This window comes from Burkholderia sp. NRF60-BP8, from assembly GCF_001522585.2.
Classification (GTDB): Bacteria; Pseudomonadota; Gammaproteobacteria; order Burkholderiales; family Burkholderiaceae; genus Burkholderia.
In genome coordinates, this window is sequence record NZ_CP013373.1 from 350646 (window position 1) to 374276 (window position 23631).

The window sequence follows — 23631 nt, forward strand, 5'->3', positions numbered from 1 at the left end:
GTCAGTGGCCGCGGAACAGGTTCATGATGTCCTGCTTTTCCTGTTCGTCGACGTGCGGTACGGCCTCGTCGACGTTCTGGGCGGCCGGCGCCTGCGGCACGCCGACCGTCGACACGAAGCCGTGACCCGGCGTGAACTCGGTGAAGTACAGCTCGCCGCCGAGCGATTCGACGCCGTCGGGCGCCGTCGGCTTGAACTCGGGCACGCCCTTGAGCGCCGCACCCATGTAGTCGATCCAGACCGGCAGCGACAGGCCGCCGCCGGTTTCGCGATCGCCGAGGCTGCGCGGATTGTCGTAGCCGATCCACGCGATCGCGGCGAGCGTGTGCTGGTAGCCGGCGAACCACGCGTCGTGCGAGTCGTTCGTCGTGCCGGTCTTGCCCGCGAGGTCGGTGCGCTTCAGCACGTTGGTCCGCGCGCCCGTGCCGCGCTGCGCGACGCTCTGCAGCAGGCTGTTCATCACGTAGGCGTTGCGCGCGTCGATCGCGCGCGGCGCGTTCTGCTCGGCGACGAGCGGCTGCGCGCGCGCGACGATCGCGCCGTTCGGATCGGTGACTTCGGCGATCAGGTACGGATTGATGCGGTAGCCGCCGTTCGCGAAGACCGAATACGCACCCGCCATCTGCAGCGGCGTGACCTGGCCGGCGCCGAGTGCCATCGGCAGATAGGCGGGATGGCGCTCGGCGTCGAAGCCGAAGCGCGTGATGTATTGCTGCGCGTATTTCGTGCCGATGTGGTTCAGGATCCGGATCGACACGAGGTTGCGCGAGCGCTGTAGCGCGGTGCGCATCGACATAGGGCCCTCGAAGCCGCCGCCGTAGTTCTTCGGCTCCCACGGCTGGCCGCCGGTTTCCGCGGCGCTGAAATACAGCGGGCCGTCGTTGATCACGGTGGCCGGCCCGAGGCCCTTGTCGAGCGATGCCGAGTAGATGAACGGCTTGAACGACGAACCCGGCTGCCGCCACGCCTGCGTGACGTGGTTGAACTTGTTCTTGTTGTAGTCGAAGCCGCCGACGAGCGAGCGGATCGCGCCGTCCTGCGGGACGATCGACAGGAACGCGCCTTCGACCTGCGGCAACTGCGTGATCGACCATTTGCCGGCGTCGTTCTTCACGACGCGGACGATCGCGCCGGGGCGGATGCGGCGGTTCGGCTGCGCGTTGGCGGACAGCGCGCCCGACGCGAAGCGCAGGTTGTCGCCCTCGATCGTCGCCGTGCTGCCGTCGATGAACGCAATCGTGATCTGGCGCGGGCTCGCGGCCGTCACGACCGCGGCGATCAGCTCGCCGTTGTCGGGGTGCTCGAGCAGCGCGTCGTCGATCGCCTGTTCGCGATCGTCGGCACCGGCCGGCAGCTCGATGAAGCCCTCCGGCCCGCGATAGCCGTGGCGGCGCTCGTAATCCATGATGCCCTTGCGCAGCGCGGTGTACGCGACCTGCTGGTCCGCGGAATCGATCGTCGTGACGACGTTGAAGCCGCGCGTGTAGGTTTCCTCGCGATACTGCGCGTACATCATCTGTCTGACCATTTCGGCGACGTACTCGGCATGCACGCTGAAATCGCGGCCCGGCCCCTTGACGACGAGCGGTTGCGCGGCGGCTTCGTCGTACTGTTCGCGCGTGATGAAGTTCAGCTCGAGCATCCGCTGCAGGATGTATTCCTGACGCACCTTCGCGCGCTTCGGATTGACGACCGGGTTGTACGCGGACGGCGCCTTCGGCAGCCCAGCGAGCATCGCGGCTTCCGCGAGCGTGATGTCCTTCAGGTCCTTGCCGAAATAGACCCGCGCGGCGCTCGCGAAGCCGTACGCGCGCTGGCCGAGATAGATCTGATTCATGTAGACCTCTAGAATCTGATCCTTCGTCAGCGCGCGCTCGATCCGGTACGCGAGCAGCATCTCGTAGATCTTGCGCGTGTAGGTTTTCTCGCTCGACAGGAAGAAGTTGCGCGCGACCTGCATCGTGATCGTGCTCGCGCCTTGCGACGCGTGGCCGTTCGTCAGCGCGACGAAGCCGGCGCGGATGATGCCGGTGAGATCGACGCCGCCGTGATCGTAGAAGCGCGCGTCCTCGATCGCGAGGATCGCCTTCTTCAGCGAGTCGGGCACGTCCTTGAAATGGACGACGTCGCGGCGCTCCTCGCCGAATTCGCCGATCAGCACGTGATCCGACGTATAGATGCGCAGCGGCACCTTCGGCCGATAGTCGGTCAGCGCGTCGAGCGACGGCATGTTCGGCCATGCCACGACGAGCGCGTAGCCGAGCACGAGGCCGCCGGCCACGACGAGGGCCACGCACATCGCGGCGAAGCCGAGCAGGACTTTTTGCCACCAGGGTCGCTTCTTCGGCTCCGGGGCGGGAGGCGGGGACGTAGGAGTCGTGGATTGCATAGGCATACCGGAAAACAGTCCCGCGATTATAGCTGCCCGGTAAGACCGGTCCTGACGCGGGGGCCGCCCGTCGGAAAGCCGCGGGTCGGCGTGCCGTCAGCATAGTCCGGGCGCGGCCGCCACGAGCGGATACTGGCCGTCTGGCCGACTGTCGGCCGCACGCGTCGCTTTGCAGAATCAGGTCTCGGAAACGCGGCGTGGGCCGCGACGATCTCGGGAGGCTGGGATGGCAGGACGATGGGTGGCGCGGTTTGCACCGGGCAGGCATCGGTCGACGGGAATCGACGTCGGTGCGCACGAAGTGAGGGTGGCCGTGCTGAGCCGGCGCGGCCGGGACGCGGACGTGCGCGTCGAGGGGCTCGAGCGTGAACCGGTCGGGTTGGCGGACGGGCCGGAAGACGCGCGCTGGGCGGCGGTCGCGCGGTCGCTGGCGGCAGCCGTGGCGCGGCTGTCGGCGTCCGATGTGCGGTGCGACGCGCACGGCGTGATGGCGCTGCACGACGACGAGATGCGCACCGCGACGCTCGATCTGGCCGGGCGCGGCGACATCCCGGATGCCGCGCGGCAGGCGGCCGAGCGCATCTCGGGGCTGGCGCCGGACAGTCTCGCGTTCGACTGGCGGCACTACGGCGGCGCGCGGTCCGGCGAGATCGCGGTGGCGGTGGCGCCGCTGGCACTGCTCGAGCGGCGGATCGACGTGGCCGCCCAGGCCGGTATCGACCTGACGGTGATCGACGGCGAGTCGGCCGCCGTGCTGCGCGCGCTGCGCTATGCCGCGCAGTTCGAACTCGACGCGCAGGGCGCCTACGCGGCGCTCTGGTTCGGCGACACGGGCGTGCGCGGCTGGCGAATCGAGGGCCCGTCGACCACCCCTGCGCTCGCGCTGTCCGGCACGTTGCCGGAGGCACTTCCCGATGCGTTGCGCCGACGTGTGTTCGGGGCCGTGCGTTGCGTACTCGTTGCCGGGGACGAGCGATCTATCGCCCGCTTCGATACGTCCGTCGCCGAGATTGGCGACGTGCTCGGCACGGCGGCGGTCCCGTTCGACTGTGCGGGCTGGGATGGCCAGCCGTGCGCGCGCGCCGGCATGCCGGGCGGCCCGGCGTTTGCCGTCGCAGTCGGGTTGGCGTTGCGCGGGGTGTGGGAATGACGGCCGATCACGTGGCGGCGAACGGAGGCGGGGCGGTGGCGGCCGAGCAGGCGGGACGGGCGATATTCGGCGACTTCAACCTGCTGCCGTACCGCGAACGATTGGCGCAGGCCTTACGGCGCCGTCGGGCCGCGCAGTGCGGTGTGGCGATCCTGCTCGGCATGCTCGGCGCCGGCCTGTGGACGGGTGCCGCCGTGTTGTCGCGGTGGCGAGTGGACGCCGAGCGCGCCGGCGTGGAGGCGCGGCTGCGGCAGTTGCAGCCGCAAGTGGCCGTTGCGACGCGCGCCGCCCATGCCGCCGCCGCCATCGCGCAGCGCGAAGCGCAGGCGGCTGCGCTGGCTGCGCCTTACCGGCGCGTGGCAGGGTTGCTGGCGACCCTGAAGCAAGTGCGCGCCGATCATGTCCGGCTCGACGCACTGCGCATGACGACGACCGGCGCCGTGCTCGACGCGCGCGCCGCGAGTTACCGGGCGGCTGCGCGGTGGCTCGCCGCGATGGCGCGCGAGCAGCGCGACTGGCGGATCGATATCGAGACGTTGAAGCCTGCGTCGGATGCGCCGGCTTCCGCGGCCGGGATGCCGTTCCTTTTCTCGGTGCAGTTGCGCTGGCACGACGCGATGTCGTCGCGGACGGTGTCGGGAGGTGGCGCATGACGGCGCTCGTGCATCGGCCGGCGCTGCACGCAGGCGCCGGGGTGGGCCGCATGCCGCGCGTGTCGCCGGCGGCCGTGCACGTCGCGGGTTGCGTGCTGGCATTCGTTGCCGTGTCGGCCGGCGGCATTCATCTGGCGAATACGGCCGACTGGAGCGGGCTGGCACACGGTCGCGCGTTGCTCGCCGCAGCGCAGGCGCGTGAGGCCGACGCGCAACGCGTGCTTGCTTCCGCCGGACAACGGCGTGACGGGCATCGTGCGTCGACACGCGACGATCGGTTGCCGGATGCGCCGGAATGGGCCGAGTTGATGCTGGAGCTGGCCGATGTCGCTGCATCGAGCGGGCTGCAGGGTGTGTCGATCGAACCGCAGCGCGCCGATGGCGCGGCACCGGACGGCCGGCGCACCGTGCGCATCGTCGCGGATGGCGGCTTTGGCGCGCTCGTGCATATGGTCGGCGGGCTGGCGCGCTTGCCGGTGTTGGCCGTACCGTCGGCGCTGCGTATCGAGCGTGGCATGTCGGCGGTGCTGGTGGATATGTCCGTCGACGTGTTTCCGGCGCTGCCGGCAGCCACCGCCGCGGCGGCCGACACGCCGGTTCGTGCCGCTGCGTCCGACGCCGATCCGTTCGGCGAGGCTGGCCCGACCGAAGCGGCGGGGCGCGCAGCTCGTCTTGCCGGCACGATTCGCGATGCGCGTACCGGTCTCGCGTTGTTCGACGACGGCGACGGCGCGTTCACGGCCGTCGCGCCCGGCGAGGTGCTGGGGGCCGCGCGCGTGGTGCGCGTCGATCGCGCTGCCGTGACGCTTGCGACGGCGGACGGATCGCAGCGGCTCGTCCTGGACGACGGAGGCCGGCCATGACGAAACACGGCTGTTGGGTGTTTGTCGTCTGGGCCGGCATGACGACGGCTGATGCAAGCACGTCGTTGCCGCCGCTGCCGGCGGTCTGGCCAGCCGGGTCGACGGAGGTATCGGTGCCGGGCCTGTCGCAGCCGTTGCGCGTGGCTGACGGCGTGGACGGCGCGGTAGCGGACGACGCCGGCCCGTCGCCGTTCGATCAGGCGGCGCGTGCGGCGCGGCAGACGGAAACCGCCGCACCGCTCCCCACGCTGGAGGGGCCGCCGATCCCGCTGGCGCCACCGGCCCGAATGAGCGACCCCGCGGCGCGGCAACCCGGCGATGCAGACGACGCGCGGCGGATCTCGCTGAATCTGCAGGGCGCCGGCCTCGCGGCTGCGTTCGACGCGATCGCGCGGTTCACGGGGCTCAATATCGTCGTCGGCGAGCAGGTGCGCGGCACGGTGACGTTACGTCTGAACAACGTCCGCTGGCGCGAAGCGTTCGACACGCTGCTCGACACGCACGGGCTCGCGATGTCCCGGCGCGGCAACGTGATCTGGGTCACGCCGGCAACCGAACTGGCTGCGCGCGAACGCGAGCGCTTCGAAATGCATGCGCGGGCCGCCGATCTGGAGCCGCTCGCGAGCCGTACGTTCGCGCTGCACTATCCGCGCGCGCAGGACGTGCAACGGCTGCTGGCCGGCGCGACCGGCCAGCGCCTGCTGTCGAAGCGCGGCGCCGCGGCGGCCGATCCGCGCACGAACCTGCTGTTCGTGACCGATCTCGCGCCGCGCCTCGCTCAGATCGCGGGCCTGATCGACGCGATCGACCGGCCGTCGCGGCAGGTCCGCATCGAGGCCCGCATCGTCGAGGGCGAGCAGGGTTTCTCGCGCAACCTTGGCGCGCGCGTCGCGCTGCGTGCGCAGGCGCGGCCGTCGTCGGCCGAGGGTGCGTCGTTCACGGCGGACGCGCGCAACGCGCTGGATCTCGCCGCGCGGCCGCTCGGCGGTTTCGACGCGGCGACCGCCGGCTTCACGCTGTTCGCCGCGCCGCTCAGCCGCGTACTCGACATCGAACTGAGTGCGCTAGAGGCACAGGGTCGGGGCCAGATCGTTTCGCGTCCGCGGGTGGTGACGGCGGACCGCGTCAAGGCCATCGTCGAACAGGGCTCCGAGCTGCCGTACCAGGCGAAGGTCGGCAATGGCATGAGCGGCGTGCAGTTCCGTCGCGCGACGCTCAAGCTGGAGGTCGAGCCGCAGATCACGCCGGACGGGCGCGTGGTGCTCGATCTCGACGTGACCAAGGACAGCGTCGGCGAGCCGACCGCGGCCGGCCCCGCCATCCATACGAAGCACGTGCAGACGCGCGTCGAGGTCGAGAATGGCGGGACGGTCGCGATCGGCGGCATCTATGAACAACTGAACCGGAACGATGTGACGCGCGTGCCGCTCTTGGGCAAAATACCGTTTCTGGGCGCGCTTTTCCGGCACCGCGCGCAGCGTGACCAGCGCAACGAACTGGTCGTCTTCATCACGCCGACCGTCGTCGACGCGCGTTGCGGCGCATCCGACATGGGTGACGTGGACGCCGAGAAAACGGGGCCGGAAGCCGCCGGCGCAGGCTCGACAAGGCAGCCGCTTTGCCAGTAAGCTGCGCCACACACCAGCAAGATTGAAGCAGAGGAAGCCGTTGCAAGCGCGGGACCCACATGCAAACGTATTTTTCGTCGGCCTTATGGGAGCGGGTAAGACCACCGTGGGCCGTGCGGTCGCGCGTCGTCTCGACAGGACGTTCTTCGACTCCGACCACGAAATCGAGGCCCGTACGGGCGCGCGCATTCCGGTGATCTTCGAGCTGGAGGGCGAGGCCGGGTTTCGCGATCGCGAAACGCAGGTCATCGCCGATCTCGCACAGCGCGAGAACATCGTGCTCGCGACGGGCGGCGGCGCGGTGCTGCGTCCGGAAAATCGCGTCAGCCTGAAATCCAACGGCATCGTCGTCTACCTGCGCGCCAATCCGCACGATCTGTGGCTGCGCACGCGCAAGGACAAGAACCGCCCGCTATTGCAGACGGAAGATCCGAAGGGGCGTCTCGAAGCGTTGTACGAAGTGCGCGACCCGCTGTACCGCGAATGCGCGGATTTCGTCATCGAGACCGGCCGTCCGTCGGTCAACGGTCTCGTCAACATGGTGCTGATGCAACTCGAACTGGCCGGCGTGATCGCCAAGCCGCTACAAGCATGATTACTGTCAACGTCGATCTGGGCGACCGCGCCTATCCGATTCATATTGGCGCCGGCCTGATCGGCCGCACCGAGCTGTTCGCTCCGTACATCAACGGTTCGTCCGTCACGATCGTCACGAACACGACGGTCGATCCGCTCTATGGCGACGCGCTGCGCGCGGCGCTCGCGCCGCTCGGCAAGCGCGTGTCGACGGTCGTGCTGCCGGACGGGGAGGCGTACAAGAACTGGGAAACGCTGAACCTGATCTTCGACGGCCTGCTCACCGATCACGCGGATCGCAAGACGACGCTCGTCGCGCTCGGCGGCGGCGTGGTCGGCGACATGACGGGCTTTGCCGCCGCGTGCTACATGCGCGGCGTGCCGTTCATCCAGGTGCCGACGACGCTGCTGTCGCAGGTCGATTCGTCGGTCGGCGGCAAGACGGGCATCAATCACCCGCTCGGCAAGAACATGATCGGCGCGTTCTACCAGCCGCAGGCCGTGATCGCGGACATCGGCGCGCTGACGACGCTGCCCGATCGCGAACTGGCGGCGGGCGTCGCCGAAGTCATCAAGACGGGCGCGATCGCCGATGCCGAGTTCTTCGACTGGATCGAGGCGAACGTCGGTGCGCTGAACCGTCGCGAGCCGGCTGCACTCGCGCATGCGGTGAAGCGTTCGTGCGAGATCAAGGCGAGCGTCGTCGCGGCCGACGAGCGCGAAGGCGGCCTGCGCGCGATCCTGAATTTCGGCCACACGTTCGGCCATGCGATCGAAGCCGGGCTCGGCTACGGCGAATGGCTGCACGGCGAGGCGGTCGGCTGCGGGATGGTGATGGCGGGCGACCTGTCGGTGCGGCTCGGTCTCTTCGACGAAGCGTCGCGGCAGCGCCTCGATGCGGTGATCGCGGCCGCGCATCTGCCGACCCGCGGGCCCGCGCTCGGCGACGCGCGCTACATGGATCTGATGCGCGTCGACAAGAAGGCCGAGGCCGGCGCGATCAAGTTCATCCTGCTGAAGCGATTCGGCGATACGCTGATCACGCAGGCGCCGGACGAAGCGGTATTCGCTACACTGGCGCAGACGACCCACTAACGGCGGCGCGGATGTGCCGGCGCCCTGACATGGAGGAGACGTGAGCGAGACATCCAGCCGCACACTGCCCGAAGCCGGCCGCGCATCCGCCGCGCCGGTGGCCGAGCCGCCGACGCTGGCGGCGCTGGAAGCCCATCTCGCTCCGTATGCCGCGCACGCGTCGCAGTCGCGCGGCCGCCGCCATCCGGAAACCCCGCCGGCGGCGCGCACCGAATTCCAGCGCGATCGCGACCGCATCGTCCATTCGACCGCGTTTCGCCGGCTCGAATACAAGACGCAGGTCTTCGTCAATCACGAAGGCGACCTGTTCCGCACACGCCTCACGCACAGCCTCGAAGTGGCGCAGATCGCGCGCTCGGTCGCACGCAACCTGCGCCTGAACGAGGATCTCGTCGAAGCGATCTCGCTCGCGCACGATCTCGGCCATACGCCGTTCGGCCATGCCGGGCAGGACGCGCTGAATGCGTGCATGCGCGAGCACGGCGGCTTCGAGCACAACCTGCAAAGCCTCGCCGTGGTCGACGAGCTCGAGGAGCACTACGGCGCGTTCAACGGATTGAACCTGTGCTTCGAGACGCGCGAAGGCATCCTGAAGCACTGCTCGCGCGAGAACGCGCGCAAGCTCGGCGCGCTCGGCGAGCGCTTCCTGCAGGGCCGCCAGCCGTCGCTCGAAGCGCAGCTCGCGAACATCGCCGATGAAATCGCGTACAACAACCACGACGTCGACGACGGCCTGCGCTCCGGCCTGATCACGATCGAGCAACTCGCGGAAGTCGAGCTGTGGCAGCGTCACTACGAAGCGGCGCTCGCCGAATTCCCGCATCTCGAAGGCCGCCGTCTCGTGCACGAGACGGTGCGCCGCATCATCAACACGCTGATCGTCGACCTGATCGACGAGACGACGCGCAATCTCGTGCGCGTCGCGCCCGCGTCGCTCGACGACGTGCGCGACGCCCCGCCGCTCGTGTCGCACAGCCCCGAGGTCGCCGCGCAGGCAGCGGCCCTCAAGCGCTTCCTCTTCAAGAACCTGTATCGCCACTACAAGGTGATGCGCATGGCGAGCAAGGCGCAGCGCGTGGTCACGGGCTTGTTCGACGCGTTCATCGACGATCCGCGCCTGCTGCCGCCGCCGTACCAGTCCGACGACGCGGCGCAGCAGCCGCGTCTCGTCGCGCACTACATCGCCGGCATGACCGACCGCTTCGCGCTGAAGGAATACCAGCGCCTGTTCGTCATCAACGACAACTGACTGTCACAAACGATCACTAGACTTCGCCGGTTCAATGGCGACGGGAATGTTGCACACGCTGTTGGTAACGTTTTCATAGGAGAGGTCGATGAAGAAGAAGCCTGCGGGGACACTGGTTCGGTCGATCGCGCTCGGCGGCGCGTTGATGTTCGGGGCGCAGCACGTCGCGCTCGCCGCGACGGAAATCCAGTTCTGGCATGCGATGGAGGCCGCGCTCGGCGAGCGGGTCAATGCGATCGCCGACCAGTTCAACGCGTCGCAAAGCGACTACAAGATCGTGCCGGTCTTCAAGGGCACCTACGACCAGGCGCTCGCGGCCGGCATCGCGGCCTATCGCAGCGGCAACGCGCCGGCGATCCTGCAGGTGTACGAAGTCGGCACGGCGACGATGATGCAGGCGAAGAAGGCGGTCGTGCCCGTCTACGACGTGTTCAAGCAGGCCGGCGTGACGCTCGACGAAAAGGCGTTCGTGCCGACCATCGCGAGCTACTACAGCGACGCGAAGACGGGCCACCTGGTCTCGATGCCGTTCAACAGCTCGACGCCGGTGCTGTACTACAACAAGGACGCGTTCAAGAAGGCGGGCCTCGATCCGAACCAGCCGCCGAAGACGTGGGCCGACGTGAAGGCGGATGCCGAGAAGCTGCGCAAGTCGGGGATGGCCTGCGGCTTCACGACCGGCTGGCAGGGCTGGATCCAGCTCGAAAACTACAGCGCGTGGCACGGGCTGCCGTTCGCGAGCCGCAACAACGGCTTCGACGGTACGGACGCCGTGCTCGAGTTCAACAAGCCGCAGCAAATCGCTCATATCGCGTTCCTGCAGCAGATGGCGAAGGACGGCACGTTCACGTACGCGGGCCGCAAGGATGAAGCGTCGGCGAAGTTCTACAGCGGCGACTGCGGGATCCTGACGACGTCGTCGGGGGCGCTCGCGAACGTGCAGAAATTCGCGAAGTTCAGCTACGGCACGGGGATGCTGCCGTACGACGCGGACGTGAAGGGTGCGCCGCAGAACGCGATCATCGGCGGCGCGAGCCTGTGGGTGCTGGCCGGCAAGGATCCGGCGACCTACAAGGGCGTCGCGAAATTCCTCGCGTACCTGGCAACGCCTGCCGTCGCCGCGAAGTGGCACCAGGATACGGGCTACCTGCCGGTGACGACCGCCGCGTACGACCTGACGCGCCAGCAGGGCTTCTACGCGAAGAACCCGAGCGCCGAAACCGCGATCAAGCAGATGTTGAACAAGCCGCCGCTGCCGTACACGAAGGGGCTGCGGCTGGGCAACATGCCGCAGATCCGCACGATCGTCGACGAGGAGTTCGAACAGGTCTGGGCGCAGAAGAAGTCGCCGAAGGACGCGCTCGATTCGGCCGCCTCGCGCGGCGACGAACTGCTGCGCCGCTTCGAGAAGTCGGGCGGCTGAGCGCGCATCGCGTTCGTGCCGCCGGCGGCGCCGCGCGTCAGCGCGTGCCGTCCGGCGGCGCGGTTTCCCTTCCGTTTCGCCTGACCGGACACCCGCGATGCAATCCCGTTCCCGTTTCGGTACGAGCCCGGTGCCGTACCTGCTGATCGCGCCGCAGCTCGCGATCACCGCCGCGTTCTTCCTGTGGCCGGCCGGCGTCGCGCTGTGGCAGTCGACGCAGACGCAGGACGCGTTCGGCACGTCGAGCGAGTTCGTCGGCTTCGCGAACTTCGCGCACCTGTTCGCCGATCCGCTGTATCTCGATTCGTTTCGCACGACACTCGTGTTCAGCTCGCTCGTCACGGTGAGCGGGCTCGTCGTGTCGCTGCTGCTCGCCGCATGCGCCGACCGCGTGATCCGCGGCGCGCGCGCGTACCGCACGCTGCTGATCTGGCCGTACGCGGTCGCGCCGACGATCGCGGCCGTGCTGTGGGCGTTCCTGTTCAACCCGAGCATCGGCCTGATCACGTACGCGCTCGCGAAGGGCGGCATCGTATGGAACCACGCGCTGAACGGCGGTCAGGCGATGTTTCTCGTCGTGCTGGCGTCGGTATGGAAGCAGGTGAGCTACAACTTCCTGTTCTTCTACGCGGGGCTGCAGGCGATTCCGCGCTCGCTGATCGAGGCGGCGGCGATCGACGGCGCGGGGCCGGTGCGGCGCTTCTTCAACATCGTGCTGCCGCTGCTGTCGCCGACGAGTTTCTTCCTGCTGGTCGTGAACCTCGTCTACGCGTTCTTCGACACCTTCCCGGTGATCGACGCGGCCACCGGCGGCGGCCCGGCGCAGAGCACCAGGACGCTGATCTACAAGATCTTCGCGGAAGGCTTCCAGGGGCTCGACATCGGCAGCTCGGGTGCGCAGTCGGTCGTGCTGATGATCATCGTCGTGGGGCTCACGGTGATCCAGTTCCGCTTCGTCGAACGCAGGGTGCAATACGCATGATCGAGAATCGCAAGGGCTTCGACCTGTTCTGCCACGCGGTGCTGATCGCCGGCGTCGTCCTGATCGTGTTTCCCGTCTACGTCGCGTTCTGCGCGGCGACGATGAACGCGCAGGAAGTGTTCACGGTGCCGCTGTCGCTCGTGCCGAGCACGCACCTGTTCGAGAACGTCGCGTACATCTGGGGGCACGGCAGCGGCGGCACGACGGCGCCGTTCGGCCGCCTGCTCGTGAACAGCTTCGCGATGGCGCTCGGGATCGCGGTCGGCAAGATCGCGGTGTCGATCCTGTCCGCGTACGCGATCGTCTATTTCCGCTTCCCGTTTCGCAACACGGCGTTCTGGCTGATCTTCGTCACGCTGATGCTGCCGGTGGAAGTGCGGATCTTCCCGACCGTGCAGGTCGTGTCGACGCTGCATCTGACGAACACCTATGCGGGGCTCGCGATGCCGCTGATCGCATCGGCGACCGCGACGTTCCTGTTCCGTCAGTTCTTCATGACGCTGCCCGACGAGCTGATGGATGCGGCGCGCATCGACGGCGCGGGGCCGCTGCGCTTCTTCTGGGACGTCGTGCTGCCGCTGTCGAAGACGAGCATCGCCGCGCTGTTCGTGATCACGTTCATCTACGGCTGGAACCAGTATCTGTGGCCGATCCTGATCACGACGGAAGCGTCGCTGTCGACGGCGGTGGTCGGCATCAAGACGATGATCGCGAGCGGCGACGCCGCGACCGAATGGCAATACGTGATGGCGGCGACGCTGCTGGCGATGATCCCGCCGCTCGTCGTCGTGCTGGCGATGCAGCGCTGGTTCGTGCGCGGCCTCGTCGATTCCGAGAAATGAACGACCGACGGTAACCGGGAGAAGGACCAGGTATGGCTGCACTGAGCTTGAAGGGCGTCAGGAAATCCTACGACGGCAAGCAGCACGTGCTGCACGGCATCGACGTGGAGATCGCCGACGGCGAATTCATCGTGCTGGTCGGCCCGTCGGGCTGCGGCAAGTCGACGTTGCTGCGGATGATCGCGGGGCTCGAGTCGGTGACGGACGGCGAGATCGCGATCGGCGACCGGGTCGTCAACACGCTGGAGCCGAAGGATCGCGACATCGCGATGGTGTTCCAGAACTACGCGCTGTATCCGCACATGACGGTCGCGCAGAACATGGGCTACGGGCTGAAGATCCGCGGCATCGAGCGCGCGACGATCGATGCGCGGGTGGCCGCGGCCGCGAAGATCCTCGAGCTCGAGCCGCTGCTCGCGCGGCGGCCGCGCGAGTTGTCGGGCGGCCAGCGGCAGCGCGTCGCGATGGGGCGCGCGATCGTGCGCGAGCCGTCGGTGTTCCTGTTCGACGAGCCGTTGTCGAACCTCGACGCGAAGCTGCGCGTGCAGATGCGGCTCGAGATCCAGCGGCTGCACGCGCGGCTCGCGACGACGAGCGTGTACGTGACGCACGACCAGATCGAGGCGATGACGCTCGCGCAGCGCGTGATCGTGATGAACCGAGGTTACGCGGAGCAGATCGGCGCGCCGGTCGACGTGTACGAAAAGCCGGCGACGGTGTTCGTCGCGGGCTTCATCGGCTCGCCGGCGATGAACCTGCTGCACGGCCGGCTGTCGGAAGACGGCGCGACCTTCACGGTCGCGGGCGGCGGCCCCGCGCTGCCGGTCGCCGGCGCGCCGGGCATCGGCCGCGAAATCGCCGCCGGGCGCGACTGGGTGCTCGGCGTGCGTCCCGAACACATGACGCCGCAGCCGGGCGTCGCGCAGGCGACGCTGCCGGTCGATTCGTGCGAGCTGCTCGGCGCGGACAATCTCGCGCACGGCCGCTGGGGCGATCACGACGTCGCGGTGCGCCTGCCGCACGCGGACCGTCCCGCGCGTGGCACCGCGCTGGCGGCGGCGTTGCCCGCGCACCGGCTGCATTTCTTCGATCCCGAAACCGGCAAGCGCGCCGGCTGAAACCGTCCGACTGCCGGGAGACCGACGATGACGATCCGCACCGACTGGCCCTATCCGCGCGTCGTCGCCCATCGCGGCGGCGGCACGCTCGCGCCGGAGAACACGCTTGCCGCGCTCGACGAAGGCGCGCGGCGCGGTCACCGGATGGTCGAGTTCGACGCGAAGCTGTCGGCCGACGACGTGACGTTCCTGCTGCACGACGATACCGTCGACCGGACGTCGAACGGCCACGGTGCGGCGGCGGGCATGCGTTATGCGCAGCTGGCCGCGCTCGACGCGGGCGCGTGGCGCGATGCGCGCTTCGCGGGCGAGCGGATGCCGACGCTCGAGGCCGCGGCGGCGCGCTGCATCGCGCACGGGCTGGCCGCGAACGTCGAGATCAAGCCGTGCCCGGGGCGCGAGCGCGAAACGGGGCGGCGCGTGGCGGCCGACGCGGCCGCGTACTGGCGCGATGCCGCGGTGGCGCCGCTGCTGTCGTCGTTCTCGTTCGACGCACTGCAACAGGCACGCGCGTCCGCGCCGGCGCTGCCGCGCGGGATGCTCTACGAAATCGTGCCGGACGACTGGCATGCGCAGGTCGTCGACGCGCTCGGCTGCGTGTCGTTGCATGCAGACCACACCCGCCTCGACGAACCGCTCGTGCGCGCGATCAAGGCCGCCGGGCTGCGCATCCTGGTTTACACGGTGAACGACCTCGAACGGGCGCGCGAACTCGCGCGCTGGGGCGTCGACGCGGTCTGCACCGACCGCATCGACCTGATCGCGCCCGATGCGCTGGACGACATCGACGCCGTCTGACGGCCACGGCCGCGGCCCCGACCGCGGCGGTGTCCGGTAAAACCCTTGCCCGGAACGTGCCCGACGCGAAAAAACGACGCCCCGACGGGAGGCCCGCCGGGGCGTTTTGCATCGTGGAGACGTTACGCCACGAAAAATCCGCTACAAATTGCAGCAGGATTAACCATTCCCCAAATATTCGACTACGCTTAGAAACGGTAGCCGACGTTCAGGTACGTGACGATCGGGTTCAGCGAGATGTGGGCCTTCGACGTTTCCGTCAGCGTCCCGACCGGCGTCCGGCGGGCCGTCGTGAAGGTCGCGGTCACGCTGACGGGGATGTACGAGAGCGACAGGCCCGCGAACCAGTGTTTCGTGAAGTTGTACGTGAACCCAGCGTTGAAGACGGGGGCCCACTGGTTGCTCGTCGTCGCGCTGGTGGGGCCGCCGAGCACGCCGTTCTCGAAGCTGCCGTTCGTGATTTTCGCGCCGGTGAACCAGACATACGTCGCGCCGATGCCGACATACGGACGGAACTTCGCGTTGGCGTCGTTGAAGTGGTAGCGGAGCAGTACGGCGGGGCTCCACTGGTACGCGCGGCCGAGTACGCCGAATCTTTCGAACTGACCCTTGCCGGTAATGTCGAACTTCGGCGGTATCCCCATAACGAGCTCGGTGGAGATATGGTCGGTGATGAAGTAGCCCGTTGCGAGCCCAAGCGTATCGGCGTCGCTGATACCGGCGCCGGTGTTGGGAATCGACTGGTTGATGGGCGTGCCGCCTACGCCGTAGACGAACAGCGGGTCGCTGCTGTCCTGCGGCGAAAGGTGGAACCAGCCGGTGCTGACGTAGAAATCACCTGCGGATTGTGCGTGTGCCGTGCCGCCCGCGAACGCGAATGCGAGCGCTGCGGCCCCCGTAATGGCCAGTTTTCGTTTCATTGTGTCTCCTCCGATCAAAGGCGTGCTCATTATGACGACTGCGTTTAAAACCAAACAAGCTCGTAAGTTAGAGTTTTCTCCCTAGGATTCGCACGACCGTACGCTTACGCGCGCCGCTGGGACGGGCATTCTACGCAGGTGCGCAATTTCGGACCTCCGGGTATTTCCTAACGCGTTCAAACGGACATTCAGCATGGCACGGTTAGCACGACTCTACGTTCCCGACCAGCCGCAGCACGTAATACTGCGCGGCCTGGATCAGCAACCCGCGTTCGTCGACGACCAGGACTACGAACTCTTCATCGACTGCCTGAAGGCCGCCGCACGCGATCATCACCTGTCGGTGCATGCCTACGTGCTGCTGCCGCGCCAGGTGCAACTTCTCGTGACGCCGAGCGACGAGGCGAGTCTGCCGAAGGCGATGCAAGCCGTCGGCCGCCGCTACGTCGCGCATTTCAACCGGCGCTATTCGCGGCGCGGCACCCTGTGGGAAGGCCGCTATCGCGCGACGGTGATCGAAGGCGAACGCTATTTCCTGCTCGCGAGCCGCGTGGTCGAGATGAGCCCGGTGCGCTCGCAGCTCGTCGCGACGCCCGAGGCGTATCGGTGGTCGAGCTACCGGCATCACGTCGGGCTCACCGTCGACAGCCTGATCACCGACCATCCGCTCTACTGGGCGCTCGGCAATACGCCGTTCGACCGCCAGCGCGCGTACAAGGAGCTGTGCGAGCAGCCGCTCGACGAGCGGCAGGCCGACCAGCTGCAGCAGGCGACGCTGAAAGGCTGGGTGCTCGGCGGCGAGAATTACCGCGAGTGGGCGGCGCGCACCGCGAACCGGCGCGTGTCGCCGTTGCCGCGCGGACGCCCCAGAAAGGTGCGCGAGAACACGCCGCCGATCCAGCAATAAGGCCGGAAAGGCGGGCCAGAAGCGGCGCTGCGGGCGCCGCTTCTTTTTGCACCAAAGTGATACGCCCCCAATAAAACAGCACCATATCAAGGCATTCGTTTAATTGGGGTTCGATCAAGCGGTTTTTGTTGCTATTCCCTTGATTCGTCGCGTATATTCCGAATTCCGGTGGCCCGGGCGAAGCTTGCCCAACCACTGTCGGCCGCGCCGTCTCCCGTCGGGAGCGGGATCGATGGCAACAAGAAAACGGTTCAACGGCCTCCAGGCCCCCTTTACGACGGTGTCCCCATGAACGACCACCAGCAGCCGCTCGCCGCGGTGCCCGCCGCACAAGGTCTGTACGACCCGCAAAACGAACACGACGCCTGCGGCGTCGGCTTCGTCGCTCACATCAAGGGCAAGAAGAGCCACGAGATCATTCAGCAGGGTCTGAAGATCCTCGAGAACCTCGATCACCGCGGCGCGGTCGGGGCCGATCCGCTGATGGGCGACGGTGCGGGCATCCTGATCCAGATTCCGGACGCGTTCTATCGCGAGGAAATGGCGAAGCAGGGCGTGAACCTGCCGCCGGCCGGCGAATATGGGGTCGGAATGATCTTCCTGCCGAAGGAGAACGCATCGCGTCTCGCGTGCGAGCAGGAGCTCGAGCGTACGGTGAAGGCCGAAGGCCAGGTCGTGCTCGGCTGGCGCGACGTGCCGGTCGACCATGCGATGCCGATCTCGCCGACGGTGAAGGCGAGCGAGCCGCTGATCCGCCAGATCTTCATCGGCCGCGGCAAGGACATCATGGTGACGGACGCGCTCGAGCGGAAGCTGTACGTGATCCGCAAGACGGCGAGCCACCGCATCCAGGCGCTGAAGCTCAAGCACGGCAAGGAATACTTCGTGCCGTCGATGTCGGCGCGCACGGTCGTCTACAAGGGGCTGCTGCTGGCGGGCCAGGTCGGCGTGTACTACCGCGACCTGCAGGACCCGCGCGTCGTGTCGGCGCTCGCGCTCGTGCACCAGCGCTTCTCGACCAACACGTTCCCGGCGTGGGAGCTGGCTCACCCGTACCGGATGATCGCGCACAACGGCGAGATCAACACCGTGAAGGGCAACGTGAACTGGCTGAACGCGCGTACCGGCGCGATCGCGTCGCACGTGCTCGCCGACGATCTGCCGAAGCTGTGGCCGCTGATCTACCCGGGCCAGTCGGATACCGCCTCGTTCGACAACTGTCTCGAACTGCTGGTGATGGCCGGCTACCCGCTCGTGCACGCGGTGATGATGATGATCCCGGAAGCGTGGGAACAGCACACGCTGATGGACGAGAACCGCCGCGCGTTCTACGAATACCACGCCGCGATGATGGAGCCGTGGGACGGCCCGGCCGCGATCGCGTTCACCGACGGCCGCCAGATCGGCGCGACGCTCGACCGCAACGGGCTGCGCCCCGCGCGCTACATCGTGACCGACGACGACCTCGTCATCATGGCGTCGGAAGCCGGCACGCTGCCGATCCCCGAATCGAAGATCGTCAAGAAGTGGCGCCTGCAGCCGGGCAAGATGTTCCTGATCGACATGGAACACGGCCGCATCATCGACGACAAGGAACTGAAGGACAACCTCGCGAACGCGAAGCCGTACAAGAGCTGGATCGACGCGGTGCGCATCAAGCTCGACGAGATCGAGCCGAAGGCCGAGGAAGTCGCGGCCGGCCGCACGCCGGGCGCCGCGCTGCTCGATCGCCAGCAGGCGTTCGGCTATACGCAGGAGGACCTGAAGTTCCTGATGGCGCCGATGGCGCAGCAGGGCGAAGAGGCCGTCGGCTCGATGGGCAACGACTCGCCGCTCGCGGTGATGTCGAACAAGAACAAGACGCTCTATCACTACTTCAAGCAGCTGTTCGCGCAGGTCACGAACCCGCCGATCGACCCGATCCGCGAGAACATGGTGATGTCGCTCGTGTCGTTCATCGGCCCGAAGCCGAACCTGCTCGACACGAACAACATCAACCCGCCGATGCGTCTCGAAGTGTCGCAGCCGGTGCTCGACTTCAAGGACATCGCGAAGATCCGCGCGATCGACCAGTACACGGGCGGCAAGTTCAGCGCGTACGAACTGAACATCTGCTACCCGGTCGCGTGGGGCAAGGAAGGCATCGAGGCGCGCCTCGCGTCGCTGTGCGCGGAAGCCGTCGACGCGGTGAAGTCGGGCTACAACATCCTGATCGTGTCGGACCGCAAGACCGACGCCGAGCACGTCGCGATTCCGGCGCTGCTCGCCACGTCGGCGATCCACACGCACCTCGTCCAGCAAGGGCTGCGCACGAGCACGGGCCTCGTCGTCGAGACGGGCTCCGCGCGCGAGACGCACCACTTCGCGCTGCTCGCGGGCTACGGTGCGGAAGCCGTGCACCCGTACCTCGCGATGGAAACGCTCGCCAAGATGGCCGAAGGCCTGCCGGGCGACCTGTCGCCGGAGAAGGCCGTCTACAACTTCACGAAGGCGGTCGGCAAGGGCCTGCAGAAGGTGATGTCGAAGATGGGCATCTCGACGTACATGTCGTACACCGGCGCGCAGATCTTCGAAGCGCTCGGTCTGTCGAGCGACCTCGTCGAGAAGTACTTCAAGGGCACGGCGTCGAAGGTCGGCGGCATCGGCCTGTTCGAAGTCGCGGAAGAAGCGATCCGCCTGCACCGCGACGCGTTCGGCGACAGTCCGGTCCTGCGCGACATGCTCGACGCGGGCGGCGAGTACGCGTACCGCGTGCGCGGCGAAGACCACATGTGGACGCCGGATTCGATCGCGAAGCTGCAGCACGCGACGCGCAGCAACTCGTACCAGACGTATAAGGAATACGCGCACCTGATCAACGACCAGACCAAGCGTCACATGACGTTCCGCGGCCTGTTCGAGTTCAAGGTCGAGCCGACCAAGGCGATCCCGATCGACGACGTCGAGCCGGCGAAGGAGATCGTCAAGCGTTTCGCGACGGGCGCGATGTCGCTCGGTTCGATCAGCACCGAAGCGCACGCGACGCTCGCGGTCGCGATGAACCGGATCGGCGGCAAGTCGAACACCGGCGAAGGCGGCGAGGACCAGAAGCGCTACCGCAACGAACTGCGCGGCATTCCGATCAAGTCGGGCGAGACGCTGAAGTCGGTGATCGGCGACGAGATCGTCAGCGACATTCCGCTGAAGGACGGCGACTCGCTGCGCTCGAAGATCAAGCAGGTCGCGTCGGGCCGCTTCGGCGTCACCGCCGAGTACCTGGCATCGGCCGACCAGATCCAGATCAAGATGGCGCAGGGCGCGAAGCCGGGCGAAGGCGGCCAGCTGCCGGGCCACAAGGTGTCCGACTACATCGGCAAGCTGCGTTACTCGGTGCCGGGCGTCGGCCTGATCTCGCCGCCGCCGCACCACGACATCTACTCGATCGAGGATCTGGCGCAACTGATCCACGACCTGAAGAACGTAAACCCGGTGGCGAGCATTTCGGTGAAGCTCGTGTCGGAAGTGGGCGTGGGCACGGTCGCGGCCGGTGTCGCGAAGGCTAAGGCCGACCACGTCGTGATCGCCGGCCACGACGGCGGCACGGGCGCGTCGCCGCTGTCGTCGGTGAAGCACGCCGGCACGCCGTGGGAACTCGGCCTCGCCGAAACGCAGCAGACGCTGGTGCTGAACCGCTTGCGCGGCCGCATCCGCGTGCAGGCCGACGGCCAGATGAAGACGGGCCGCGACGTCGTGATCGGCGCGCTGCTCGGCGCGGACGAATTCGGCTTCGCGACGGCGCCGCTCGTCGTCGAAGGCTGCATCATGATGCGCAAGTGCCACCTGAACACGTGCCCGGTCGGCGTCGCGACGCAGGATCCGGTGCTGCGTGCGAAGTTCAAGGGCCAGCCCGAGCACGTCGTGAACTACTTCTTCTTCGTCGCCGAGGAAGTGCGCGAAATCATGGCGCAGCTCGGCATCGCGAAGTTCGACGACCTGATCGGCCGCGCCGACCTGCTCGATACGCGCAAGGGCATCGAGCACTGGAAGGCGAAGGGCCTCGACTTCTCGCGCGTGTTCTACCAGCCGGAAGAATGCGAGGACGTCGCACGGCGTCACGTCGACGTGCAGGATCACGGCCTCGAGCGCGCGCTCGACCACGTGCTGATCGAGAAGGCGAAGGCCGCGATCGAGAACGGCGAGCATGTGTCGTTCATCCAGCCGGTGCGCAACGTGAACCGGACGGTTGGCGCGATGCTGTCGGGCGCGATCGCGAAGAAGCACGGCCACGACGGCCTGGCCGACGACGCGGTGCACATCCAGCTGAAGGGCACGGCCGGCCAGAGCTTCGGTGCGTTCCTCGCGAAGGGCGTGACGCTCGACCTCGTCGGCGACGGCAACGACTACGTCGGCAAGGGGCTGTCGGGCGGCCGGATCATCATCCGTCCGACCAACGACTTCCGCGGCAAGTCCGAGGAAAACATCATCTGCGGCAACACGGTGATGTACGGCGCGATCGAAGGCGAAGCCTTCTTCCGCGGCGTGGCGGGCGAGCGCTTCTGCGTGCGCAACTCGGGTGCGACGGCGGTCGTCGAAGGCACGGGCGATCACGGTTGCGAATACATGACGGGCGGCACGGTCGTCGTGCTCGGCGAGACCGGGCGCAACTTCGCGGCCGGCATGTCGGGCGGTCTCGCGTACATCTACGATCCGGAAGGCACGTTCGCGGCCAAGTGCAACAAGTCGATGGTCGCGCTCGAGCCGGTGCTGCAGCAGGCCGAGCAGGAGCGCACGGTCGACCGCGCGCTCTGGCACGAGGGCACGACCGACGAAGCGCTGCTCAAGGGGCTCGTCGAGCGTCATTTCCAGTTCACGGGTTCGCCGCGCGCGAAGTCGCTGCTGGAAAACTGGGACGCGGCGCGCCGCCAGTTCGTGAAGGTGTTCCCGCACGAATACAAGCGCGCGCTGGGCGAGATCGGTGCGAAGAAGGCGGCGAAGGAAGTGCTGGCCGCCTGAGCGACGAACGACATAGCGAATGCCGCGCGCGCTTGACTGCCGCGCGCGGCTCCCCCACCCGATACACCGAACAGAAGAGCACCTTATGGGCAAGGCAACCGGTTTTCTGGAGTTCGAACGCCGCCACGAGGCGTACGAAGCACCGCTCACGCGCGTGAAGCACTACAAGGAATTCGTCGCGGCGCTGACCGACGCGGACGCGAAGATCCAGGGCGCGCGCTGCATGGATTGCGGCATCCCGTTCTGCAACAACGGCTGCCCGGTCAACAACATCATCCCGGACTTCAACGATCTCGTTTATCGCCAGGACTGGCAGCAGGCGATCGAAGTCCTGCATTCGACCAACAACTTCCCCGAGTTCACGGGCCGCATCTGCCCGGCGCCGTGCGAGGCGGCCTGTACGCTCGGGATCAACGACGACCCGGTCGGCATCAAGTCGATCGAGCACGCGATCATCGACAAGGCCTGGGCGGAAGGCTGGGTGAAGCCGCTGCCGGCCGAGCACAAGACCGGCAAGAAGGTCGCGATCGTCGGTTCGGGCCCCGCGGGGCTCGCGGCCGCGCAGCAGCTCGCACGGGCCGGCCACGACGTGACGGTGTTCGAGAAGAACGACCGCATCGGCGGCCTGCTGCGTTACGGGATCCCCGATTTCAAGCTTGAGAAGTGGCTGATCGATCGCCGCATGCGGCAGATGGAAGCGGAAGGCGTGACGTTCCGCACGAGCGTGTTCATCGGCAAGGATCCGCTGCCCGAGTCGATCGGCAGCCTCGCGAAGGAAACCATTTCGCCGGACACGCTGAAGGAAGAATTCGACGCGGTCGTGATCGCCGGTGGTTCGGAAACGCCGCGCGACCTGCCGGTGCCGGGCCGCGAGCTCGCGGGCGTTCATTTCGCGATGGACTTCCTGCCGCAGCAGAATCGCGTGAACGCCGGCGACAAGCTTACCGACCAACTGCTCGCGAAGGGCAAGCACGTGATCGTGATCGGCGGCGGCGATACGGGTTCGGACTGCGTCGGCACGTCGAACCGTCACGGCGCGAAGCAGGTCACGCAGTTCGAACTGCTGCCGCAGCCGCCGGAAGAGGAGAACAAGCCGCTCGTGTGGCCGTACTGGCCGATCAAGCTGCGCACGTCGTCGTCGCACGAGGAAGGCTGCGAGCGCGACTGGGCGGTCGCGACGAAGCGTCTCGAAGGCAAGAACGGCAAGGTCGAGAAGCTGATCGCGGTGCGTGTCGAGTGGAAGGACGGCAAGATGCAGGAAGTGCCGGGTTCCGAGTTCGAAATGAAGGCCGATCTCGTGCTGCTCGCGATGGGCTTCACGCAGCCGGCCGCGCCGGTGCTCGACGCATTCGGCGTCGCGAAGGATGCGCGCGGCAACGCGCGTGCGGCGACCGAAGGCGATCGTTCGTACTACACGTCGGTCGACAAGGTGTTCGCGGCAGGCGACATGCGACGCGGCCAGTCGCTCGTGGTGTGGGCGATCCGCGAAGGCCGCCAGTGCGCGCGCTCGGTCGATGCGTATCTGATGGGGCATTCGGAATTGCCGCGCTGAGCATCGGCGCGAGCGGGTTTCGACGAAAGCCGGGCGTCCGAGAGGGCGCCCGGTTTTTTATTTCCGAAGCGGTGGGCGATCGTGGGCTTGTTTGGTCGGGAGGCCCAACGGATCGACGGTTCGTCCGTAGCTTGCAAGCTGCTCGTTGCAGTCGATCATCGCGGTATATCGGATTTCGTCGACGCGCAGCGGGAATTCCCACACACCCAGCTTCCATGCGTGATACTGCGGCGCGCCGTCGAACCGGATGCTGTCCGGAGAGGTAACCCGGCAGCAGAATGCCCGGCGCCGGCGGAGGCCTGCCAGCGCACCCGTCCCAAATCGCGTGTCGGGCCCGCGTGCCCGCTGCAACGTCCGGATTTTCACGTCAGGCGCACGCGCCAGCCAACAGCCTGGACCGGAAGGGTCATCTCCTCGCTACCGCCGCATTTTCACGAAGCGTCGTCTAACCTGATGACATCCGGCCTTGATTTTTCATCATCTCAATTTCTTTC

General features: G+C 67.3%; 17 protein-coding genes. 15 read left to right on the top strand and 2 right to left on the bottom strand.

Annotated features, from left to right (window positions below; translation table 11 throughout):
* Window position 1 precedes the first annotated feature (1 nt).
* On the bottom strand, window positions 2–2389 hold the full coding sequence (locus WS54_RS14725) for a penicillin-binding protein 1A (protein WP_108041897.1): 2388 nt from the start codon (window positions 2387–2389) through the stop codon (window positions 2–4).
* A gap of 226 nt (window positions 2390–2615) precedes the next feature.
* Between WS54_RS14725 and WS54_RS14730 the strand changes: the two genes are divergently transcribed.
* The 12 genes from WS54_RS14730 (at window position 2616) to ugpQ (ending at window position 14766) form a co-directional block, all read left to right on the top strand.
* The gene (locus tag WS54_RS14730; protein ID WP_059780322.1) at window positions 2616–3539 is read left to right on the top strand and encodes a hypothetical protein; all 924 of its coding nucleotides are present in this window, start codon (window positions 2616–2618) and stop codon (window positions 3537–3539) included.
* Window positions 3536–4192 carry a hypothetical protein gene (locus WS54_RS14735; RefSeq protein ID WP_059780321.1) on the top strand — a complete coding sequence of 219 codons (657 nt, stop codon included), beginning with the start codon at window positions 3536–3538 and terminating at the stop codon, window positions 4190–4192. The genes WS54_RS14730 and WS54_RS14735 overlap by 4 nt, the downstream gene beginning before the upstream one ends.
* Entirely contained in the window at window positions 4189–5055 is an 867-nt protein-coding gene (locus WS54_RS14740; protein ID WP_059780320.1) for a hypothetical protein, read from the top strand. The genes WS54_RS14735 and WS54_RS14740 overlap by 4 nt, the downstream gene beginning before the upstream one ends.
* On the top strand, window positions 5052–6683 hold the full coding sequence (locus WS54_RS14745) for a type IV pilus secretin PilQ (RefSeq protein ID WP_059780319.1): 1632 nt from the start codon (window positions 5052–5054) through the stop codon (window positions 6681–6683). The genes WS54_RS14740 and WS54_RS14745 overlap by 4 nt, the downstream gene beginning before the upstream one ends.
* 40 nt (window positions 6684–6723) lie before the next feature.
* Window positions 6724–7278 (top strand): shikimate kinase, encoded by a 555-nt coding sequence (locus tag WS54_RS14750; RefSeq protein ID WP_034209748.1) that lies wholly within the window; start codon window positions 6724–6726, stop codon window positions 7276–7278.
* A complete protein-coding gene (gene aroB, locus WS54_RS14755) occupies window positions 7275–8354 on the top strand; it encodes a 3-dehydroquinate synthase (RefSeq protein WP_059780318.1) in 1080 nt (359 codons plus the stop codon). Before WS54_RS14750 ends, aroB begins: the two co-directional genes overlap by 4 nt.
* A gap of 40 nt (window positions 8355–8394) precedes the next feature.
* Window positions 8395–9603, top strand: a complete 1209-nt coding sequence (locus WS54_RS14760) for a deoxyguanosinetriphosphate triphosphohydrolase (protein WP_034209750.1) — start codon at window positions 8395–8397, stop codon at window positions 9601–9603.
* An 88-nt stretch (window positions 9604–9691) separates the two neighbouring features.
* Window positions 9692–11026, top strand: a complete 1335-nt coding sequence (gene ugpB, locus WS54_RS14765; protein ID WP_034209751.1) for a sn-glycerol-3-phosphate ABC transporter substrate-binding protein UgpB — start codon at window positions 9692–9694, stop codon at window positions 11024–11026.
* Between the two features lie 97 nt (window positions 11027–11123).
* Window positions 11124–12008 (top strand): sn-glycerol-3-phosphate ABC transporter permease UgpA, encoded by an 885-nt coding sequence (gene ugpA, locus WS54_RS14770; RefSeq protein WP_059780317.1) that lies wholly within the window; start codon window positions 11124–11126, stop codon window positions 12006–12008.
* On the top strand, window positions 12005–12850 hold the full coding sequence (gene ugpE / locus WS54_RS14775) for a sn-glycerol-3-phosphate ABC transporter permease UgpE (protein ID WP_034209753.1): 846 nt from the start codon (window positions 12005–12007) through the stop codon (window positions 12848–12850). Before ugpA ends, ugpE begins: the two co-directional genes overlap by 4 nt.
* 32 nt (window positions 12851–12882) lie before the next feature.
* Window positions 12883–13968 (top strand): sn-glycerol-3-phosphate import ATP-binding protein UgpC, encoded by a 1086-nt coding sequence (locus WS54_RS14780; RefSeq protein ID WP_034209754.1) that lies wholly within the window; start codon window positions 12883–12885, stop codon window positions 13966–13968.
* Between the two features lie 27 nt (window positions 13969–13995).
* Complete coding sequence (gene ugpQ / locus WS54_RS14785) at window positions 13996–14766, top strand: glycerophosphodiester phosphodiesterase (RefSeq protein WP_059780316.1); 771 nt, start codon at window positions 13996–13998, stop codon at window positions 14764–14766.
* A 188-nt stretch (window positions 14767–14954) separates the two neighbouring features.
* Here ugpQ and WS54_RS14790 read toward each other — a convergent pair whose 3' ends face one another.
* A complete protein-coding gene (locus tag WS54_RS14790; protein WP_034209756.1) occupies window positions 14955–15686 on the bottom strand; it encodes an OmpW/AlkL family protein in 732 nt (243 codons plus the stop codon).
* A gap of 193 nt (window positions 15687–15879) precedes the next feature.
* Between WS54_RS14790 and WS54_RS14795 the strand changes: the two genes are divergently transcribed.
* From WS54_RS14795 to WS54_RS14810, 3 genes are all read left to right on the top strand, one after another.
* A complete protein-coding gene (locus WS54_RS14795; RefSeq protein ID WP_027783329.1) occupies window positions 15880–16593 on the top strand; it encodes a transposase in 714 nt (237 codons plus the stop codon).
* Between the two features lie 288 nt (window positions 16594–16881).
* Window positions 16882–21585, top strand: coding sequence for a glutamate synthase-related protein (locus WS54_RS14805; protein ID WP_059780315.1), 4704 nt, complete (start codon window positions 16882–16884; stop codon window positions 21583–21585).
* Window positions 21586–21670: 85 nt separating this feature from the next.
* Window positions 21671–23137 (top strand): glutamate synthase subunit beta, encoded by a 1467-nt coding sequence (locus WS54_RS14810; RefSeq protein WP_059780314.1) that lies wholly within the window; start codon window positions 21671–21673, stop codon window positions 23135–23137.
* Window positions 23138–23631 lie beyond the last annotated feature (494 nt).

Bases quoted from the DNA above. Each gene is read 5' to 3' on its own strand.
- WS54_RS14725 (WP_108041897.1), bottom strand. From the start codon at position 2,389: ATGCAATCCACGACTCCTACGTCCCCGCCTCCCGCCCCGGAGCCGAAG.
- WS54_RS14730 (WP_059780322.1), top strand. From the start codon at position 2,616: ATGGCAGGACGATGGGTGGCGCGGTTTGCACCGGGCAGGCATCGGTCG.
- WS54_RS14735 (WP_059780321.1), top strand. From the start codon at position 3,536: ATGACGGCCGATCACGTGGCGGCGAACGGAGGCGGGGCGGTGGCGGCC.
- WS54_RS14740 (WP_059780320.1), top strand. From the start codon at position 4,189: ATGACGGCGCTCGTGCATCGGCCGGCGCTGCACGCAGGCGCCGGGGTG.
- WS54_RS14745 (WP_059780319.1), top strand. From the start codon at position 5,052: ATGACGAAACACGGCTGTTGGGTGTTTGTCGTCTGGGCCGGCATGACG.
- aroB (WP_059780318.1), top strand. From the start codon at position 7,275: ATGATTACTGTCAACGTCGATCTGGGCGACCGCGCCTATCCGATTCAT.
- ugpB (WP_034209751.1), top strand. From the start codon at position 9,692: ATGAAGAAGAAGCCTGCGGGGACACTGGTTCGGTCGATCGCGCTCGGC.
- ugpA (WP_059780317.1), top strand. From the start codon at position 11,124: ATGCAATCCCGTTCCCGTTTCGGTACGAGCCCGGTGCCGTACCTGCTG.
- ugpE (WP_034209753.1), top strand. From the start codon at position 12,005: ATGATCGAGAATCGCAAGGGCTTCGACCTGTTCTGCCACGCGGTGCTG.
- WS54_RS14780 (WP_034209754.1), top strand. From the start codon at position 12,883: ATGGCTGCACTGAGCTTGAAGGGCGTCAGGAAATCCTACGACGGCAAG.
- ugpQ (WP_059780316.1), top strand. From the start codon at position 13,996: ATGACGATCCGCACCGACTGGCCCTATCCGCGCGTCGTCGCCCATCGC.
- WS54_RS14790 (WP_034209756.1), bottom strand. From the start codon at position 15,686: ATGAAACGAAAACTGGCCATTACGGGGGCCGCAGCGCTCGCATTCGCG.
- WS54_RS14795 (WP_027783329.1), top strand. From the start codon at position 15,880: ATGGCACGGTTAGCACGACTCTACGTTCCCGACCAGCCGCAGCACGTA.
- WS54_RS14805 (WP_059780315.1), top strand. From the start codon at position 16,882: ATGAACGACCACCAGCAGCCGCTCGCCGCGGTGCCCGCCGCACAAGGT.
- WS54_RS14810 (WP_059780314.1), top strand. From the start codon at position 21,671: ATGGGCAAGGCAACCGGTTTTCTGGAGTTCGAACGCCGCCACGAGGCG.